Origin of the sequence: Streptomyces sp. NPDC060205 (assembly GCF_042728395.1) — a bacterium.
In the GTDB taxonomy this organism is placed as follows: Bacteria; Actinomycetota; Actinomycetes; order Streptomycetales; family Streptomycetaceae; genus Streptomyces.
Genome location: NZ_JBHWZP010000120.1, coordinates 1 through 17,814, shown reverse-complemented (window position 1 = coordinate 17,814; position 17,814 = coordinate 1). Strand labels below are relative to the sequence as shown.

Annotated in this window: 17 protein-coding genes; 8 read left to right on the top strand and 9 right to left on the bottom strand. The window is 70.3% G+C overall.

Annotated features, from left to right (window positions below; all coding sequences use genetic code 11):
- Window positions 1-155 precede the first annotated feature (155 nt).
- From ACFWGJ_RS21785 to ACFWGJ_RS21775, 3 genes are read left to right on the top strand one after another with little or no spacing between them, the layout of a single operon-like run.
- Window positions 156-1,178 carry a carbohydrate ABC transporter permease gene (locus ACFWGJ_RS21785; protein ID WP_381833237.1) on the top strand — a complete coding sequence of 341 codons (1,023 nt, stop codon included), beginning with the start codon at window positions 156-158 and terminating at the stop codon, window positions 1,176-1,178.
- Window positions 1,175-2,005 (top strand): carbohydrate ABC transporter permease, encoded by an 831-nt coding sequence (locus tag ACFWGJ_RS21780; protein ID WP_387326994.1) that lies wholly within the window; start codon window positions 1,175-1,177, stop codon window positions 2,003-2,005. Before ACFWGJ_RS21785 ends, ACFWGJ_RS21780 begins: the two co-directional genes overlap by 4 nt.
- A 9-nt stretch (window positions 2,006-2,014) precedes the next feature.
- Entirely contained in the window at window positions 2,015-3,505 is a 1,491-nt protein-coding gene (locus ACFWGJ_RS21775) for a glycoside hydrolase family 3 protein (RefSeq protein ID WP_387326992.1), read from the top strand.
- A 317-nt stretch (window positions 3,506-3,822) separates the two neighbouring features.
- On the opposite strand, the gene nagB is transcribed toward ACFWGJ_RS21775, so the two are convergent.
- Window positions 3,823-4,608 (bottom strand): glucosamine-6-phosphate deaminase, encoded by a 786-nt coding sequence (gene nagB, locus ACFWGJ_RS21770; protein ID WP_387326991.1) that lies wholly within the window; start codon window positions 4,606-4,608, stop codon window positions 3,823-3,825.
- Window positions 4,609-5,192: 584 nt separating this feature from the next.
- On the opposite strand from nagB, the gene ACFWGJ_RS21765 reads away from it, so the two are divergent.
- Window positions 5,193-6,668, top strand: coding sequence for a sensor histidine kinase (locus ACFWGJ_RS21765; protein WP_387326990.1), 1,476 nt, complete (start codon window positions 5,193-5,195; stop codon window positions 6,666-6,668).
- Between the two features lie 248 nt (window positions 6,669-6,916).
- Here the strand turns inward: ACFWGJ_RS21765 and ACFWGJ_RS21760 are convergent, their stop codons facing one another.
- Both ACFWGJ_RS21760 and ACFWGJ_RS21755 read right to left on the bottom strand, forming a co-directional pair.
- Window positions 6,917-7,174 carry a WhiB family transcriptional regulator gene (locus ACFWGJ_RS21760; RefSeq protein WP_016639615.1) on the bottom strand — a complete coding sequence of 86 codons (258 nt, stop codon included), beginning with the start codon at window positions 7,172-7,174 and terminating at the stop codon, window positions 6,917-6,919.
- Window positions 7,175-7,492: 318 nt separating this feature from the next.
- Complete coding sequence (locus ACFWGJ_RS21755) at window positions 7,493-8,461, bottom strand: diacylglycerol/lipid kinase family protein (RefSeq protein WP_387326988.1); 969 nt, start codon at window positions 8,459-8,461, stop codon at window positions 7,493-7,495.
- 169 nt (window positions 8,462-8,630) lie between these two features.
- Here ACFWGJ_RS21755 and ACFWGJ_RS21750 point away from each other — a divergent pair, with 169 nt between their 5' ends.
- Window positions 8,631-9,074: a hypothetical protein gene (locus ACFWGJ_RS21750; protein WP_387326986.1), complete on the top strand. Its 444-nt coding sequence runs from the start codon at window positions 8,631-8,633 to the stop codon at window positions 9,072-9,074.
- 54 nt (window positions 9,075-9,128) lie between these two features.
- Here the strand turns inward: ACFWGJ_RS21750 and ACFWGJ_RS21745 are convergent, their stop codons facing one another.
- The 3 genes from ACFWGJ_RS21745 to ACFWGJ_RS21735 all read right to left on the bottom strand — a co-directional run bounded on the left by ACFWGJ_RS21745 (window position 9,129) and on the right by ACFWGJ_RS21735 (window position 11,196).
- Window positions 9,129-10,274 (bottom strand): SigB/SigF/SigG family RNA polymerase sigma factor, encoded by a 1,146-nt coding sequence (locus tag ACFWGJ_RS21745; RefSeq protein WP_387326985.1) that lies wholly within the window; start codon window positions 10,272-10,274, stop codon window positions 9,129-9,131.
- Window positions 10,271-10,684: an anti-sigma regulatory factor gene (locus tag ACFWGJ_RS21740; protein WP_055512819.1), complete on the bottom strand. Its 414-nt coding sequence runs from the start codon at window positions 10,682-10,684 to the stop codon at window positions 10,271-10,273. Before ACFWGJ_RS21740 ends, ACFWGJ_RS21745 begins: the two co-directional genes overlap by 4 nt.
- A gap of 251 nt (window positions 10,685-10,935) precedes the next feature.
- Entirely contained in the window at window positions 10,936-11,196 is a 261-nt protein-coding gene (locus ACFWGJ_RS21735) for a UBP-type zinc finger domain-containing protein (protein ID WP_387326983.1), read from the bottom strand.
- 61 nt (window positions 11,197-11,257) lie between these two features.
- On the opposite strand from ACFWGJ_RS21735, the gene ACFWGJ_RS21730 reads away from it, so the two are divergent.
- On the top strand, window positions 11,258-12,853 hold the full coding sequence (locus ACFWGJ_RS21730; RefSeq protein ID WP_387326981.1) for a Na+/H+ antiporter: 1,596 nt from the start codon (window positions 11,258-11,260) through the stop codon (window positions 12,851-12,853).
- Here the strand turns inward: ACFWGJ_RS21730 and ACFWGJ_RS21725 are convergent.
- The 3 genes from ACFWGJ_RS21725 to ACFWGJ_RS21715 form a co-directional block, all read right to left on the bottom strand.
- Window positions 12,850-13,785, bottom strand: coding sequence for a 1-aminocyclopropane-1-carboxylate deaminase/D-cysteine desulfhydrase (locus tag ACFWGJ_RS21725; protein ID WP_387326978.1), 936 nt, complete (start codon window positions 13,783-13,785; stop codon window positions 12,850-12,852). The two genes, ACFWGJ_RS21730 and ACFWGJ_RS21725, sit on opposite strands and share 4 nt — an antisense overlap.
- A gap of 81 nt (window positions 13,786-13,866) precedes the next feature.
- Window positions 13,867-14,454, bottom strand: a complete 588-nt coding sequence (locus tag ACFWGJ_RS21720) for an N-acetylmuramoyl-L-alanine amidase (protein WP_387326976.1) — start codon at window positions 14,452-14,454, stop codon at window positions 13,867-13,869.
- A gap of 139 nt (window positions 14,455-14,593) precedes the next feature.
- Window positions 14,594-14,827: a hypothetical protein gene (locus tag ACFWGJ_RS21715; RefSeq protein ID WP_387326973.1), complete on the bottom strand. Its 234-nt coding sequence runs from the start codon at window positions 14,825-14,827 to the stop codon at window positions 14,594-14,596.
- 234 nt (window positions 14,828-15,061) lie between these two features.
- Between ACFWGJ_RS21715 and ACFWGJ_RS21710 the strand changes: the two genes are divergently transcribed.
- Window positions 15,062-16,468 (top strand): family 2B encapsulin nanocompartment shell protein, encoded by a 1,407-nt coding sequence (locus tag ACFWGJ_RS21710; protein ID WP_387326970.1) that lies wholly within the window; start codon window positions 15,062-15,064, stop codon window positions 16,466-16,468.
- A 94-nt stretch (window positions 16,469-16,562) separates the two neighbouring features.
- Window positions 16,563-17,708: a family 2 encapsulin nanocompartment cargo protein polyprenyl transferase gene (locus tag ACFWGJ_RS21705; RefSeq protein ID WP_387326967.1), complete on the top strand. Its 1,146-nt coding sequence runs from the start codon at window positions 16,563-16,565 to the stop codon at window positions 17,706-17,708.
- The last annotated feature ends 106 nt before the right edge of the window (window positions 17,709-17,814 follow it).

Genomic DNA, 17,814 nt, shown 5'->3' with positions numbered 1-17,814 from the left:
GGCCCCCGCCCCCCCCCCCCTGCCGGGCCGCGGCTGCAACCCCCCGGCGGCGGCCCGCGGCAGGCCCCCCCCCCGGGGGGGGCGGGGGCCCCCCGCCGCCCCCCCCACGCCGGCGCATTCAACTGCGACCCCCGATGGTGGAAGAGATGGCGAGCATGTCAGTGCAGACCGACCGCACGGACACAGGCACGGCCGCCGCGCCCGGTGTCCGTAAGACCGACGTACCCCCGCCCGACGACACAGGCATACGCAAGGGCAAGGGCAAGGGCGAGCGCCCGGCCGGAGGCCGCGGCGGCGCGTCCGCCCCGTACGTGCTCCTGCTGCCCGCCCTGCTCGCCACGGTGATCCTGCTCGGCTGGCCGCTGATCAAGAACGGCATGCTGTCGTTCCAGAACCTCAATCCGCGCCAGCTGATCCTCCACCTCACCGAGTGGAGAGGGTTCGACAACTACACGGACGTCCTGAGCAGCGCGGACTTCTGGAAGGTCGTCCAGCGCACGGTCGTCTTCACCGCCGTGAACGTCGTGCTCACCATGGTGTTCGGCACGCTCGTCGGCCTGCTCCTCGCCCGGCTGGGCAAGCGCATGCGGCTGGTCCTGCTGCTCGGCGTCGTCCTGGCCTGGGCGATGCCGGTGATCGCGGCGACCACGGTCTACCAGTGGCTGTTCGCCCAGCGCTTCGGCGTCGTCAACTGGCTGCTCGCGAAGGCCGGCTGGACGTCGATGGCCGACTACAACTGGTTCGGCACCCAGCTCTCCACCTTCTCCGTGATCACCCTGCTGATCGTCTGGCAGTCGATCCCGTTCGTGGCGATCAACCTGTACGCCGCCACGACCACCATCCCCAAGGAGCTGTACGAGGCCGCCTCCATCGACGGCGCCGGCACCTGGAAGAGCTTCACCTCCGTGACCTTCCCGTTCATCCGGCCGTTCCTGTGGGCGACGACCTTCCTGGAGGTCATCTGGATCTTCAAGGCGTTCCCGCAGATCTTCGCCATGAACAAGGGCGGCCCGGACCGGCTCACCGAGACCCTGCCGATCTACGCGTTCGTCGAAGGGCCCGGAAACCAGCACTACGGGATGGGAGCGGCGATCTCGTTCCTGACGATCCTCATCCTGCTCGCCCTGACGGCCTACTACCTGCGTACCGTTCTCAAGCAAGAGGAGGACGAGCTGTGAAGCGCTCCCTGATGGCCCGGCTGTGGCCCAACGCGACGGCCCTCGTCCTCTTCGTGGTCTTCACGTTCCCCGTCTACTGGATGTTCGCGACGGCACTGAAGCCGACCGGCGACATCATCGCGGACACCCCGGTCTTCGTACCGACCGACATCACGTTCGACCACTTCCAGAAGGCGCTCGACGCCGACCACTTCTGGACGCTCGTCGGCAACTCCCTGACGGTGACCGTCCTCGCCGTGGTCTTCTCCCTCGTCATCGGGCTGCTCGCGTCCTTCGCGCTGGCCCGGATGCGGTTCAAGGGCCGCCGCGGCTTCCTGCTGACCTTCATGATCGCTCAGATGGCCCCCTGGGAGGTCATGGTCATCGCGATCTACATGATCGTGCGCGACGCGGACCTCCTCAACAGCCTCATCCCGCTCACCGCCTTCTACATGATCATGGTGCTGCCCTTCACGATCCTGACACTGCGGGGATACGTCGCCGCCGTGCCGAAGGAACTGGAGGAGTCGGCCATGGTGGACGGCTGCACCCGCCGGCAGGCCTTCGTGAAGGTCATCTTCCCGCTGCTCGCCCCGGGCCTCATGGCGACCTCGCTCTTCGGCTTCATCACGGCGTGGAACGAGTTCCCGCTGGTCCTGATCCTCAACAAGGACGCCGAGAAGCAGACGCTCCCGCTGTGGCTCTCCAGCTTCGAGACGACGTTCGGCGACGACTGGGGGGCCACCATGGCCGCGGCGTCGCTCTTCGCCATCCCGATCCTGCTGCTGTTCGTCTATCTCCAGCGCAAGGCCGTCAGCGGACTCACCTCCGGCGCCGTGAAGGGATAACGCCACCCGATGACCACCATTGCCTCCGGCACCGACACGCTGACGCGTGACGCCCTAGCCGTCCTGCAGCCCGGCTTCACCGGTACCTCCGCACCCTCCTGGCTGCTCCGGCGGCTCGGCGAGGGCCTCACCTCCGTCGGCCTCTTCGGCCGCAACATCGCCTCTGGCGACCAGCTCGCCGCCCTCACCGCCCAACTGCGCGCGGAACGCGACGACGTCCTGGTCGCCATCGACGAGGAAGGCGGTGACGTCACGCGCCTGGAGGTGCGTACGGGATCGTCGTTCCCCGGCAACCACGCGCTCGGCGCGGTCGACGACGTGGCCCTGACGGAGGCCGTCGCCCGCGAACTGGGCCGCCGGCTGGCCGACTGCGGGGTCAACCTCAACTGGGCCCCGTCCGCGGACATCAACTCCAATCCCGCCAACCCCGTCATCGGCGTACGGTCCTTCGGCGCCGACACCGCGCTGGTGGCCCGGCACACCGCCGCGTACGTCGCCGGGCTGCAGTCCGCCGGGGTAGCCGCCTGCACCAAGCACTTCCCGGGCCACGGGGACACGGCGGTCGACTCCCACCACGCGCTGCCGCGAATCGACGCCGACCTGTCCATGCTGCACGCCCGCGAACTAGCCCCCTTCCGCGCGGCCATCGCCGCCGGCTCCCGGGCCGTGATGAGCGCGCACATCCTGGTACCGGCCCTCGACCCGGACCGTCCCGCGACCCTCTCCCGCCGCGTCCTCACCGGGCTGCTGCGCGAGGAACTCGGCTTCGACGGGCTCATCGTCACCGACGGCATGGAGATGCAGGCCATCTCCGCGACCTACGGCATCGAGCGCGGCAGCGTCCTCGCGATCGCCGCCGGCGCCGACGCGATCTGCGTGGGCGGGGGACTCGCCGACGAGGCGACGGTCCTGCGACTGCGGGACGCGCTGGTCACGGCGGTCCGCACGGGAGAACTCCCCGAGGAACGCCTCGTGGACGCGGCGGCCCGGGTCCGCGCACTGGCCTCCTGGACGACGTCGGCCAGGAACACGCCCGCGCCCCTGACCACCTCGGCCCCCGACATCGGGCTGGTGGCGGCCCGCCGAGCGCTGACGGTCACCCGAGGCAGCGACTGCACACCCCTCACCGAGGCCCCGTACGTCGCCGCCCTCACCCCCGTCGCGAACATCGCCGTGGGGGACGAGACCCCCTGGGGCGTCGCCGCCGAACTGCGGCGCCTGCTGCCGGGCACGGAGACCGGCAGCTTCACGGGGGAGGGGGCCGGGGCCGACGTGCTCCGGGCCGCCGGTCCGCGCCGCGTGGTCGCCGTGGTGCGCGACGCCCACCGCCACGCCTGGATGGCCGAGGCCCTCGACACCCTGATCGCGTCCCGCCCGGACACGATCGTCATCGAAATGGGCGTCCCTCAGGCCGCACCCCGGGGCGCCCTCCACATCGCCACACACGGAGCGGCAAGGGTCTGCGGCACGGCAGCAGCGGAGTCCCTGACGGCACCCTGAACCCTGAGACCTGCCGTCCCCTTCCAGGCCGGGGTTGCGGCCGCTTTCCAGGGCCGCGGGGAACGGCGCAGTCTTTCGCTTTTAGGGGCGCGGGGAACGGCGCAATCTTTTAGGGGCGCGGGGAACTGCGCGGCCAGCCACGACGTGCCTGCGGCTGGCGACGTACCTGCGGTGGCTGGGCGGTGCTTGAAGGGTCCGGATTCCCCCCGTGGTGAATCCGGACCCTTCGTGTGCCCCGCCAGCCTGCCGGCGGTGGTGCGTTGTCGGGTGCGGGTTCGATGTGGCTGGCCGCGCAGTTCCCCGCGCCCCTTACGGGGCTAGATGCCCTGCCAGGCCGGCTTATTGGCATACGTATGCCGGAAGTACTCCGCCAACTTCAGCTTGGACGCCGCAGCCTCGTCCACCACAACCGTCGCATGCGGATGCAGTTGGAGCGCCGAGGCAGGACACACCGCGGCCACAGGCCCCTCCACGGTCGCCGCCACCGCATCGGCCTTGCCCTCACCCGTGGCGAGCAGCACCAGATGCCGCGCCTCCAGGATCGTCCCGATCCCCTGTGTGATCACGTGGTGCGGCACCTGCTCGATGTCGCCCTCGAAGAACCGCGCGTTGTCCACCCGCGTCTGCTCGGTCAGCGTCTTGATCCGCGTACGGGAGGCCAGCGAGGAGCACGGCTCGTTGAACCCGATGTGCCCGTCGGTCCCGATCCCGAGCAGCTGCAGATCCACCCCGCCCGCCTCGGCGAGCGCCCGGTCGTACGCCTCGCACGCCGCCCGTACGTCCTCCGCGGTCCCGTCGGGCCCCATGAACGCGTCCGGGTCGAGCCCCAGCGGCTCCAGCACCTCACGCCGCAGCACGGACCGGTACGACTCGGGGTGCTCGGCCGGCAGCCCCACGTATTCGTCGAGCTGCGCGACCCGCGCCCGTGAGACGTCCACGCCGCCGGCGTCGACCATGGCCGCCAGCGCCTGGTAGATGGGCAGCGGCGTCGAACCGGTGGCCACCCCGAGCAGGGCGTCGGGCTTGTGCCGGAGCAGCTCGGCCATGGCCCCGGCAATGAGCTCGCCACCCGCCTTGGCGTCCGAAACGATGACAACTTCCACGCTGGGCCTGCCGTTCTGAAGGGGAACTCACCTGCGTATGTGGTATAGACCAATCTAGCAGAGCACTCCTCTCCAGTCGCGTCTTCGCGGACGGCCGTATCCCCTCGTGTTGGCCACCTCCGTCTCCGGCCACGGAGCCACCCGGCAGCAATGGGAGGCCCTGGCGCAACTCGCCCTGCGTATCTGGCCCCGCCCGTGAACCGGCCGGGGTTAGGCTGCGTGGTGCAGGGTGGACGCGAGTTGTTGGATTAATGGACAACAACAAACATCCGTCAACGCATGGACAGCCGTAGTGGTCTAGTCCAGAATCGTAGGCAAAGCTCACATGCGCAGCTGAATGACCAAGCCTCCGCCTTCCCCGCACAGGAAGGCGGATCGAGGAGCCGGCGCTCTCTGCCCTGACTGCACCGGGTCCTCATCCTCGGCCGATCGGGACCGCACACCCCGCGGCCGATGTTGCTCCGGGCTGCGGTGCCGGGAGGGTTGAGGGTCCCTCTCAGGCGCCGCGGCCCGCGGGTGTCTCCGGGGCCCTTACGGGTGGCTGATTTCGGGCCTTGTCGTACCTGACGGGTACGCTCGCACCTGTGCCCTCCATGAACGACCTCGTACGCCAGCACACCGCGCTCGGTGACTCCGACCTTGAGTGGCTGCATCTGCTGGTCTCGGAGTGGCAGCTGCTCTCCGACCTGTCCTTCGCCGACCTCGTCCTGTGGGTCCCCACCCGCGACGGCACGCGCTATGTCTCGGTCGCCCAGATGAGGCCCAACACCGGCCCCACCTCGTACCAGGACGACATGGTCGGCCACCTCGTCCCACGCGGCCGGCGCCCCATGCTGGACGCGGCCCTGGACGAGGGCCGGATCGTGCGCGAGGGCGACCCGGAATGGCGCGAGGAGGTCCCCGTACGGGTGGAGTCCATCCCCGTACGAAGGGAGGGCCGCGTCCTCGGGGTCATCGCCCGCAACACGAACCTGCTGACGGTCCGCACGCCCTCCCGGCTCGAACTGACCTATCTGCAGAGCGCGTCCGACCTCGCCCAGATGATCGCGGCCGGCTCCTTCCCGTTCCCGAACCAGCAGGTCGACATGGACGCCTCGCCGCGCGTGGGCGACGGTCTGATCCGGGTGGACGCGGACGGCGTCGTCCAGTACGCGTCTCCGAACGCGCTCTCCGCGTACCACCGCCTCGGCCTCGCCGCCGACCTGGTCGGCCATCACCTCGGCCAGACCACCGCCGAACTCGCGCCGTCGCGCGGGCCGGTGGACGAGGCGCTGGAGAAGGTCGCCAGCGGCTGGGCGCCCCGCGAGTTCGAGATCGAGAGCAACGACGGCGTGATCCAGTTGCGCGCGATCCCGCTGAAACCCAAGGGCACGCGGGTCGGTTCCCTGGTCCTGCTCCGTGACGTGACCGAACTGCGCCGCCGCGAGCGCGAGTTGATCACCAAGGACGCGACCATCCGGGAGATCCACCACCGGGTGAAGAACAACCTCCAGACGGTCGCGGCCCTGCTGCGGCTCCAGGCCCGCCGTATCGAGTCCGACCGGGGGCGTGAAGCCCTCGAAGAGGCGGTGCGCCGGGTCGGCTCCATCGCCATCGTGCATGAGACGCTGTCCCAGAATCTGGACGAGCGCGTGGAGTTCGACGAGATCGCCGACCGGGTGCTCGCCATGGTCGCCGAGATCTCGCCGGGCACGGTCGTCGGCCGGCGCACGGGCCGCTTCGGCATACTCGACGCCGAGGTCGCGACCCCGCTCTCCATGGTCCTCACCGAGATCCTGCAGAACGCCCTGGAGCACGGCTTCCGCGAGGGCGAGCGGGGCACGGTCGAGGTGTCCGCGGTCCGCGGCGGCACCTCGAAGGAGAACCGCCTGCTGGTGACGGTCCAGGACGACGGGGTGGGTCTGCCCGAGGGCTTCGATCCGCACCGCTCGGGCAATCTCGGCCTGCAGATCGTACGGACGCTGGTGGAGGGCGAGCTGGGCGGCACCTTCGACATGGTCCCGGCCCCCGAGCGCGGCACCCAGGTCGTCCTGGACATCCCGGTACGGACCTCCAAGTAACCCGAGTCCCACCAGCCGCTCCCGACCCACGGGTATCTTCCGCACCACAACTTCACGAACACGCTGCGTAACCTTCACCGCAGTGAGTGCGGCGGGGAGCACAGCAATGAGCCCCGGACCACTGAGTGGTCCGGGGCTCAAAGTGTCATTCGATTGCGCATCGGGGGTACTGCGCGCTGCGGCTCGGGGGCGGGAGATGCGTACACGCTGTACGCGCCGCCAAGCTCAGGCTGTTGCGGGGTGGGTTGTCAGGCGGAAGCCTGACGGGCCCGGTTGCGGGCGGCGCGGCGCTTCATTGCGCGGCGCTCGTCCTCGCTGAGGCCACCCCAGACGCCGGAGTCCTGGCCGGACTCAAGCGCCCACTGCAGACACTGCTCCATGACGGGGCAGCGACGGCAGACGGCCTTGGCTTCCTCGATCTGCAGCAGCGCAGGACCGGTGTTGCCGATGGGGAAGAAGAGCTCGGGGTCTTCTTCGCGGCAAACGGCGTTGTGACGCCAGTCCATGGCTGCTACCTCTCCTTGGTATTACATGCACGTTGCTTGTGAATGTGAACGCTTTCACGAATCCCTCAACAAGTGAAGGGCCGACTACCAGACGGACTGGTGTGGTCCTTTGAAGTGAGGAGGGGTTCCGGCGCTCTGTGGGGGCGATGTTGCGGCCCGTCCCGAGCGCCACGTAGAGACTCGCAAACCTCAGCGGCGGATACAACCCCTACCGGAAAGTTTTTTTTGATTCCTCGGTGTCGACTAGGTCACAGCCGTACTTCCATGGGGTGGATCCTGGCCTAAACGTTCGAGTGGAAGGACTTTAGCCCGTTCCGCTCACACAATCACACGCAGTGCACGGCGAACGCCTGTGAACGCGACGCTCGTACGCAGTCCGAGGTGGTCGCCGTCCATCTGGAGGGGGAGTGGGACCTTCGAATGCAAGGTGAAGTCGGTCAGATCGTGCAGGGACACCGCATGCTTGCCATGGGGTCCGCGCTCGGGGGACGAAGTGAGCAACTGGGTGCCATACCGGGCAACCGCGGTCGTCGACATCCGGCTGAGACCGAGTACGTCGAGCCCGGTATCGAACGAGGCCTTAGGTGACGCGTACACCGGGCGATTGCCCAGATACGTCCACGGGGAGGTGTTGCAGACTATCGACAGCACCAGATCGGTCACCGGGTCGGCGCCCGGCCGCTCCAGCGTGATCGTGCCGCGGCGGCGGTGGGTCTCCCCGAAGAACTGGCGCATCGCCTGGCGCAGATAGAGCGAGTGCGTGGAGCGTTTGCCGCGCTCGCGGTGCTGTTCGACCCGGCCGACCACACCGGCGTCGAAGCCGAGCCCCGCGTTGAAGGTGAACCAGCGGGAGGGGACGCCCTCGTCCTCGCTGCCCGGGGTGCCCGCGGCGAGGCCGAGGCCCACCGTGCGCTCCCGGCCCTCGCGCAGGGCGTCCAGCAGGGCGCCCGTCGCCTCGACGGCGTCGTTGGGCAGGCCCAGGGCGCGGGCGAAGACATTGGTGGAGCCGCCGGGGACGACGGCGAGGCCGGGCAGCCGGTCGGGGTCGGGACCGTTGTGCAGCAGACCGTTCACGACCTCGTTGACCGTGCCGTCGCCGCCGAGGGCCACGACCAGTTCTATGTCCTTGCTCTCCGCGGCCTGCCGGCCGAGGTCTCTCGCATGGCCGCGGTACTCGGTGGTGACCGCTTCGAGTTTCATCTCGCTCGCCAGCGCGTGGATCAGGACGTCACGCGTGCGTGCGCTGGTGGTGGTAGCTGCCGGATTGACCACAAGAAGTGCACGCATGCGATGCAGCGTACCTACCGCGCGGTACTCGTCCCATACCGAGGTGAGGATCAGGTGAGAGCGGCAGAGCGCACCCGCCGGCCGCCGAGGGCACGCGGAGCGCCCGGTGGGAGCCCCCGGGCCATGGGCGGACAGAGGGCGAACAGAGGGCGAGGGCTACCCTGCAGGGGTGAGCTCTGAGCAGAATCCCACCCCGGAAAACGTCGGCGCCGAACCCCGCCCCGGGCGGCTGACCACGGCGGCCGCGCTCGTCGCGCTGGAGGGGGTCGCCCTCGTCGCCGGGGGCGTCTACCTGCTGGTGATGGGCCTCACCGGCCATCCGGACGACAGGAGTCAGGCGGTCACCGGGGGTGTGACGCTGATCGCGCTCGCCCTGCTGCCTCTGCTGGCGGCGCGGGGGCTGCTGCTGCGGCGCAGCTGGAGCCGGGGCCCGACGATCATCACGCAGATCATGGCGCTGCCCGTCGCGTACAACCTGCTCCAGGCCGACAGTCTCGCCATCCCCGGGGGGATCGCCCTGGCGGTGGTGGCGGTCGCGACGCTCGTACTGATCCTGAACCCGGAGACGACGCGGGCCCTGGGGATCACCGGTCCTGGCGCGGCACGGGAGTAGTTCTGCGGTGGTCCGCCGCGCCCCTGACGGGGCGCGAGCCGTGTGCTGTGCCGCCTACTCCTCCACCAGCAGCTTCTCGCGGAGCTGGGCCAGGGTACGGGCCAGCAGCCGGGAGACGTGCATCTGCGAGATGCCGACCTCCTGGGCGATCTGCGACTGGGTCATGTTCGCGAAGAAGCGCAGCAGCAGGATGCGCTTCTCGCGCGGGGGCAGGTCCTCCAGGAGCGGCTTGAGGGACTCCCGGTACTCGACGCCCTCCAGGGCCTCGTCCTCGGAGCCGAGCGTGTCCGCGACGGCCGGGGACTCGTCGTCCGTGTCGGGGACGTCCAGGGACAGTGTGGAGTACGCGTTGGCCGACTCCAGGCCCTCCAGGACCTCCTCCTCCGAGATGCCCAGCTTCTCGGCCAGCTCGTGCACGGTGGGGGAGCGGCCGTGCTGCTGCGAGAGCTCCGCGGTCGCCGTGGTCAGCGCCAGCCGCAGCTCCTGCAGCCGGCGCGGAACCCGTACCGCCCAGCCCTTGTCCCGGAAGTGCCGCTTGATCTCACCGACGACCGTGGGCGTCGCGTACGTCGAGAACTCGACGCCGCGCTCCGGGTCGAACCGGTCGACCGACTTGATCAGGCCGATGGTCGCGACCTGCGTGAGGTCGTCCAGCGGCTCACCGCGGTTGCGGAAACGGCGGGCGAGGTGCTCCACGAGCGGCAGATGCATACGGACCAGCTGATTGCGCAGCTCCGCGTACTCCGCGCTGGTGCCGTCCAGTTCACGCAGTTCGATGAACTTGGCCCGCGCCCCGCTCCTGTTGTGGGGGTCGTGCTGTGATCCCGACGCGCCGTTGTCGGCGTTTCGCTCGTGTTCGTGCTGCTCGCTCATGATCCCGCCCGTCACCCGCCGCCGCCCTTCCAAGGACGTCCCCCCAGACTCCGTCCGGGGGGACCCCCACTGCGCGGCAACGTCTGGATCCTGTCGCCCGTCACTGCCGGAAAGCGCCTCGCGCTCGTCCTGGTCGACCGGCTCTCCCCGAGCCGTCCCGGCCGCCGGGGAACTGCCGTCCTCCGGGTGCGGCCGGGCCTGCTGCTCGGGGATGCCGTCGACGCCTGCCGCCAGACGCCGGGGCCCGCCCGGGCCGCCTTCGTCCCCGGCGGAGAGTTCCCGTGTGCCGCGCTCTTCGTCCCGCACCGGCCCGTCCCCGTTCCTCACGCCGGCCCGGGTCCCGCGCCGCGCTGTTTGTAGAGGCTGATCGAAACGGTTTTGTCATCGGCCACCGAGGAGGAGACCTTGCCTGCGAGGGCCGACAGCACGGTCCACGCAAAGGTGTCCCGCGCGGGGGCGTGGCCGTCGGTGGTCGGGGCCGAGACAGTCACCTCAAGCGAGTCGTCGATCAGGCGGAAGACACAGCTGAGCACGGAGCCCGGCACCGCCTGTTGCAGAAGGATCGCGCACGCCTCGTCCACGGCGATACGCAAATCCTCGATCTCGTCGAGGGTGAAGTCCAAGCGCGCCGCGAGGCCGGCCGTGGCCGTACGCAGCACCGACAGGTAGGCACCCGCAGCCGGCAGCCGGACTTCCACGAAGTCCTGGGTCGCGGGCTCGCCTGCGATCTGGGACACCCTCACCTCCAAGGTGGTACAAGCTCTTTCGGGGGCCGAGGGTCGCCCCCCGGGGTAACGCGCTACGTGTTTCAGCGGTGACGCTATCGCGCTCTCAGGTTTCCTGTCCCCGGGACCCCAACCCCTTGCTGTCACTCATAGTAAACCTATGTATACGCACAGTGGCTAGGGGTCTGCGGGCCCAATTGGGAAGAGGGCGCGCCGGATTGACGTACCCAGACGTCAGAGCATCGAACCGTCCGGAACCCACGTCACACCAGTACGTGGTCGACGAAGCACCAGCGCCAGCTCTCACCGGGCTCGAAGGTCCGCATGATCGGATGCCCCGTCTCCTTGAAATGCTCTGTGGCGTGCCGCAGCGGCGACGAGTCGCAGCAGCCCACGTGACCGCAGTCCAGGCACAGTCGTAGCTGCACCGGGTGCGAACCCACCGCCAGACATTCGAGGCAGGTGTCGCTCAGCGGTGCGGGTTCGGGCTGCGGCAGCGCGTCGGCGTGCGTGCACTGTTTCATGATTGCCAGATTACGTCGGGTGTGCGGAAATCCGCGCGGAAATGAAAGCGGGCCGAAACCGATGCATGTGATGCCCCTGCTCCTGCTGATCGCGGGCAGTGCCGCGGTGGCGGGCGCCGCACGCCGTACTCCGGTGCCGGCGCCCCTGCTCCTCGTGGCGGCGGGCCTGATCGTCTCGTACGTACCGGGGGTGCCCGAGTACACCCTCGACCCCCACATCGTGCTGCCGCTGCTGCTGCCCCCGCTGCTCTACACGGCCGCCACGGACAGCTCGTACCTCGATCTGCGGGCCCAGATCCGTCCCGTCGCGCTGCTGTCGGTGGGGTACGTGCTGTTCGCGACGTTCGCCGTCGGCTGGGCCGCGTACGTGATCGTGCCGGACCTGTCGCTCACCGCCGCGCTGGTGCTCGGCGCGGTCGTGGCGCCGCCGGACGCGGTCGCGGCCACCGCGGTGGCCCGCCGGGTCGGGCTGCCGTCACGGGTCACCACGATCCTCCAGGGCGAGTCGCTGGTGAACGATGCGACCGCGATCACCGCCTACAAGGTGGCGCTGGCCGCCGCCGTCGGCGAGGGCGCGACCTGGGCGGGCGGCATCGGCGAGTTCCTGCTCGCGGCGCTCGGCGGCATCGGCGTCGGACTCGTCCTGATGATGCCGATCCACTGGATGCGCACGCACCTGAAGGAGGCCCTGCTGCAGAACTCCCTGTCGCTGCTGACGCCCTTCTTCGCGTACGCGGTCGCCGAGCAGGTGCACGCCTCCGGAGTGCTCGCCGTGGTCGTCGTCGCGCTCTACCTGGGCCACCGCAACTGGGAGGTCGACTTCGCGACCAGGCTCCAGGAGGAGGCCGTCTGGAAGATGGTCGCGTTCATCCTGGAGTCCGCGGTCTTCGCCCTCATCGGCCTGCAGCTCCCGGTGATCCTCAAGGGCCTCGGCGAGTACGAGGGAGCGAGCGCGGCCTGGTACGCGGTGGCCCTCTTCGTGATCGTCGTCGCGACCCGCTTCGCCTGGGTGTACCCCGCGACCTACCTGCCGCGCCTGCTGTCCGCGCGGATCAGGAAACGGGAGGAGAACCCCACCTGGAAGGGGTCCTTCGTCATCAGCTGGGCCGGCATGAGAGGCGTGGTCTCGCTCGCCATCGCCTTCTCGATCCCGCTCACCGCGGAGGGCGGCGAGGACTTCCCCGGCCGCAACATGATCCTCTTCCTGACGTTCACGACGGTGATCGGAACGCTCGTCGTGCAGGGCCTGTCGCTGCCGCCGCTCATCCGCATGCTGAAACTCCCCGGGCGGGACCAGCAGGCCGAGACCCTCGCCGAGGCGAACGCCCAGGCGCAGGCCTCCCGGGCCGCCGAGCGGCGCCTGGAGGAACTCCTCTCCGACGAGCGCAACACCCTGCCGACACCCCTGGCGGACCGGCTGCGCACGGTCCTGGAACGCCGTCGCAACGCCGTCTGGGAACGCCTCGGGCAGGTCAACGCCGTCACCGGCGAGACCGCGGACGACACCTACCGGCGGCTGTCCCGGGAGATGATCGGCGCCGAGCGCGCGGTGTTCGTGAAGCTGCGCGACGGCCGCTTCATCGACGACGAGATGCTGCGCACCCTGCTGCGCCGCCTGGACCTGGAGGAGGCCGCCGCGTTCCGGGAGGGAACCTAGGCCGTGCCGTCCGGCCTGCCCGTGATCACGGCCGCGACCGTCGTCCCGCGCGGGAACGCGCCCTCCGCGGCGAGGGTCACGAGTCCGTACAGCGACTTGGCGACATAGAGACGTTCGACGGGCAGGCCGTGACGCTGTTCGAAGTCGTCGGCGAACGCGTCGAGCCCCGGAGTCGTACGGGCGTAGCCGCCGAAGTGGAACCGGTCGTCGAGGGACCAGTCGCCGCGCGGGCCACCGAACGCCTCCTCCTGGAGGGAGCGGATGCCGGTGCCCAGGAAGCCGCCCTTCAAGACCGGTATGCCCAGCGCGCGCCCGCCGGCAGGCAGGCCTCCGGCCAGGCCCGCCAGGGTGCCGCCGGTGCCGCAGGCCAGCGCGACGACGTCGGCACGGCCGCCCAGCTCCTCGCCCAGCGCCACGCAGCCGCGCACGGCGAGGGCGTTGCTGCCGCCTTCCGGGACCACGTACGCCTCCTCGCAGGCGGTCACCCGGAGGAGGGCGGCCAGGGTCTCCGGCTCGCTCTTGCGGCGGTACGTCGATCTGTCGACGAAGTGGAGCCGCATGCCGTCGGCCGCGCACCGGGCGAGGGACGGGTTCAGCGGACGATCGGCCAGCTCCTGGCCGCGGACCACACCGATGGTGGGCAGGCCCAGGAGACGCCCGGCCGCCGCCGTGGCCCGCAGATGGTTCGAATAGGCGCCGCCGAAGGTGAGCACCGTGCGGCCGGCCGCCGCGCGCAGGTTCGGGGCCAGCTTGCGCCACTTGTTGCCGATCAGCTCCGGATGGATCAGATCGTCCCGCTTGAGCAGCAGCCGCACACCGTGCCGCGCGAAGCGCTCGTCCGCGACCTCCCGCAGCGGCGACGGCAGCCGCGGCCGCAGGACGCCGAGGCCGAGGTCGGGATCGGCTGCTTCAGGGGTGTCGGGGCCGCTCACACCCCCATTGTCGGACACGCGCCCGAGCGACACGCGGCCTGCGCCCCGGTCAGGTCCCGCCCCGCGGGGGCGGGGCGGCCGTCACAGAAGGGCGCGGACACGGGCCCGCATGGCGGCCATCGTGAAGCCGCGGGGGTCGATCTTGCCCGGCTGCCACTCCAGATGACCGATCACCGAACGCTCCGTCCAGCCGTGGTGACGGCAGACCGCCGCGGCGGCCCGCGCGATGGCGTCCTGCTGGGCCTCGGGCCAGGGATCCTCGCCGTCGCCGAGGTTCTCGCACTCGAAGCCGTAGAAGTGGCGGTTGCCGTCGGTGTTCGCCTCGTTGTCCGCGGGCAGGGCCGTCTCGGCGACGACCGCGCGCAGCACGTCGTCGTCACCGAGGCCCGCGTGATTGGAGCGGCCGTAACCGACGAGGTGGACGCGGCCGTCCTTGGTGATGACGCCGTGACACAACGGGCCCGGCAATCCGCTGTAACCGTCCCGGCATATCTCGACCGTGCGTTGGCTGCCCGAGGTCACCGTGTGATGGATCATCACCCCGTGGACCGGGCCCCACGGCCCCTTGTGGTTGCGGTTGTGCTGCTCCCAGTCGCCGACCTCGACGACCGTGATGTCCTCGGCCTTGAGCCGGCTCAGAAAACTGCCCGCGGACATGGGTGAGGCCACGGCCGCCTCCTCACGGGACGCGACGGCCACCCGCCGTGGCCGCCTCGTACCGCTGCTTGTACCCGCAACTCCCGTGCAGCGACCACCTGTTCGCACAGCGAGGTGCTGGGGCCGGGCTGGGGCCGGGCGCCGGGAGGCCCTAGGCGCGCAGGAAGCCGTCCCCGTGCGTCGCGATGTGGCTCTCCACCGCCTGGAGCGCCTGCTGCGTGGCCCGCGGGGAGCCGCTGCCGCGCCGCTCCGCGAGGTAGGCCGCGCCGAGGGTCTTCAGCAGATCACCGCCGGTCCGCTGCGCCTGGACCTCGTCGATCTTCTGCTTGCCCTGTGTGAGGCCGCGCTGTGCTTGTTCCTTCGCGCGGTCCAGGAAGCCTGCCATGGCCGTCTCCTCCGTCGTCGTGCGTCGTGCCTGTTCAACGGGGAGCCCGATCTTGGAGTTCCCGGTCGGAAAGGCCCGCGGACCCTCGGCCCGGGTTGCCCGGCCTGACCGGGCGCCCGCAGTATGCCCCGCTTCGCGAAGATCCATTCCCGCTCTTTCGTGTAATAGCACCAACACGTTCCGTGATGGAAGTGTGGGAGCCGCAGCTCGTTGCACGATCGGGAGGACATTTTCATGTCGGTAGGCGAAGAGATCCGCGCGGACCAGGATCAGCCGCAGAAGAGTCTCGGCACATCCGCGGCGCGGAACCTGGCCACGACCACCAAGTCCGCACCGCAGATGCAGGAGATCAGCTCACGATGGCTGCTGCGCATGCTGCCATGGGTGAACGTGCAGGGCGGCACGTACCGGGTGAACCGCAGGCTCAGCTACTCCGTGGGAGACGGCCGCGTCACCTTCGTCAAGACCGGTGACCGCGTCCAGGTCATCCCGGCGGAGCTCGGCGAACTGCCGGCGCTGCGCACCTACGAGGACCAGGAGGTCCTCACCGAACTGGCCGCGCGCTGCGAACAGCGGGAGTTCGAACCGGGCAGTGTGCTCGCCTCCTTCGGCAGCCCGGCCGACGAGGTGTTCCTGCTGGCGCACGGCAGGGTCGAGAAGATCGGCACGGGTCCGTACGGGGACGACGCGGAGCTGGGCACGCTCGCGGACGGCGCCTACTTCGGCGACCAGGCGATCCTCGACCCGGACGCCATCTGGGAGTACACGGCCCGCGCGACCACCGCGTGCACGGTCCTCGCACTGTCCCGCACGCACTTCGACACGATCGCGGAGCGCTCCGAGTCCCTGCGCGAGCACCTCGCACACCTGCGCGCGATCCCGCACCAGCGCGCCAACAACTACGGCGAGAAGGAGATCGACCTCGCGGCCGGCCACACAGGAGAGCCCGCCATCCCCGGGACGTACGTCGACTACGACGCGGCGCCACGAGAGTACGAACTCAGCGTCGCCCAGACCGTGCTGCGCATCCACACCCGTGTGGCCGACCTCTACAACCAGCCCATGAACCAGACCGAGCAGCAGTTGCGGCTCACGGTCGAGGCGCTGAAGGAGCGCCAGGAGCACGAGCTCATCAACAACCGCGAGTTCGGACTGCTCAACAACTGCGAGTACGACCAGCGGCTCCAGCCGCACGACGGCGTACCGAGCCCGGACGACCTGGACGAACTGCTCACCAGGCGGCGCGGCACGAAGATGCTGCTCGCCCACCCCCGGGCGATCGCCGCGTTCGGCCGTGAGCTCAACAAGCGGGGCCTCGTCCCGGAGACCCTGGACGTGGCGGGCAACCGCATCCCCACCTGGCGCGGAGTGCCGATCTACCCGTGCAACAAGATCCCGGTGACCGAGGCCAGGACGACATCGATCATCGCCATGCGTACGGGCGAGGCCGAGCAGGGGGTCGTCGGACTCCAGCAGGCGGGCATCCCGGACGAGATCGAACCGAGCCTGTCCGTGCGGTTCATGGGCATCAGCGAGCAGGCGATCATGTCGTACCTGGTGACGACGTACTACTCGGCCGCGGTCCTGGTACCCGACGCGCTCGGCGTCCTGGAGAACGTCGAGATCGGCCGTTGGCGGTGACCTCCGCCACCTCCGGCGCACCGCATGCCGTGTCCCCGTCCGCCGGACCGGGTAGACCCCAAGGGGACGTCCGCGCGTCCCAGGAGGCGGACCCATGGGTGAGTTCATGACTCGGACGCGCACGGAGGTACGGACGGACCGGCAGCGGAGCCCGCTGTCCGCGGTGGGAGGGGCGGCCGTCCCCGACCGGGGTCCGGCACCCGACGGGCCGCACGGCCCGCCCGAAGCACAGGAGGCGGCCGTCATCCTCGACAGGGCCCGGGTCTCGGTCGAACCGGAACTGCGCCGGGCCGTCGAGTCGCTGCCCGGCCCGATGCGCCGGGTCGCGTTGTACCACTTCGGATGGGAGCACGCGGACGGCACTCCGGCGGCGGGGAACGCGGGCAAGGCCATCAGGCCCGCGCTCGTACTGGCCGCGACCGGAGCACTCGGCGGTCACCGGACGGCGGCCGTCCGGGCAGCCGCCGCCGTGGAGCTGGTGCACAACTTCACCCTGCTGCACGACGACGTGATGGACCGGGACACCACCCGCAGGCACCGGCCCACCGCCTGGGCCGTGTTCGGTGACGCCGACGCGATCCTCGCGGGGGACTCCTTGCAGGCGCAGGCGCACCGGCTGCTCGCCGAGGATCCGCATCCGGCGTCCGTGGCGGCGTCCGCGCGGCTCGCCGGCTGTGTCGTCGAGCTGTGCGCGGGACAGCAGGCCGACACCGCGATGGAGCGGCGTGCTCCCGACGACATCACGCTCGACGAGGTACTGGCCATGGCCGAGGCCAAGACCGGCGCGCTCCTGGGGTGCGCGTGCGCGCTGGGGGCGTTGTACGCGGGCGCGGACGACGCGGATGTCGCGGCGCTGGACGCGTTCGGGCGTGAGGCCGGGCTCGCCTTCCAGCTCATCGACGACGTGATCGGTATCTGGGGGGACCCGGGGCGCACCGGCAAGCCGGCCGGGGCGGACCTCATGGCCCGCAAGAAGTCCCTCCCGGTGGTCGCGGCCCTCGCCTCCGGCACACCGGCCGCGGCCGAACTCGCCGAGCTGTATCGGGCGCCGTACCGGAACGGCGATCTGGAGCGCACGGTCCTCGCCGTCGAGCGGGCGGGCGGTCGCGACTGGGCGCAGATCCAGGCGGCCGACCGGATGGCGCGGGCCCTCGGCCATCTCTCCCGTGCGGTCCCGGACCCGGAGGCGGCGGAAGGTCTGCTGTCGCTGGCGGAGTTCGTGACCCGGCGGACCTCATGAGGAGGGCCGTCTGAGACGCCGGACTTCTCTGTCGCGTGCGGCACCTGACGGCGCGGCGGGGCGGAGAGGCTCCGGTTTCGGCGGGCCCCGCGCATCCCCACGGTGC

Coding starts and splice junctions, on each gene's coding strand:
- ACFWGJ_RS21785 (WP_381833237.1), top strand. CDS start 156: ATGTCAGTGCAGACCGACCGCACGGACACAGGCACGGCCGCCGCGCCC.
- ACFWGJ_RS21775 (WP_387326992.1), top strand. CDS start 2,015: ATGACCACCATTGCCTCCGGCACCGACACGCTGACGCGTGACGCCCTA.
- ACFWGJ_RS21760 (WP_016639615.1), bottom strand. CDS start 7,174: ATGGACTGGCGTCACAACGCCGTTTGCCGCGAAGAAGACCCCGAGCTC.
- ACFWGJ_RS21755 (WP_387326988.1), bottom strand. CDS start 8,461: ATGCGTGCACTTCTTGTGGTCAATCCGGCAGCTACCACCACCAGCGCA.
- ACFWGJ_RS21735 (WP_387326983.1), bottom strand. CDS start 11,196: ATGAAACAGTGCACGCACGCCGACGCGCTGCCGCAGCCCGAACCCGCA.
- ACFWGJ_RS21730 (WP_387326981.1), top strand. CDS start 11,258: ATGCATGTGATGCCCCTGCTCCTGCTGATCGCGGGCAGTGCCGCGGTG.
- ACFWGJ_RS21715 (WP_387326973.1), bottom strand. CDS start 14,827: ATGGCAGGCTTCCTGGACCGCGCGAAGGAACAAGCACAGCGCGGCCTC.
- ACFWGJ_RS21710 (WP_387326970.1), top strand. CDS start 15,062: ATGTCGGTAGGCGAAGAGATCCGCGCGGACCAGGATCAGCCGCAGAAG.
- ACFWGJ_RS21705 (WP_387326967.1), top strand. CDS start 16,563: ATGGGTGAGTTCATGACTCGGACGCGCACGGAGGTACGGACGGACCGG.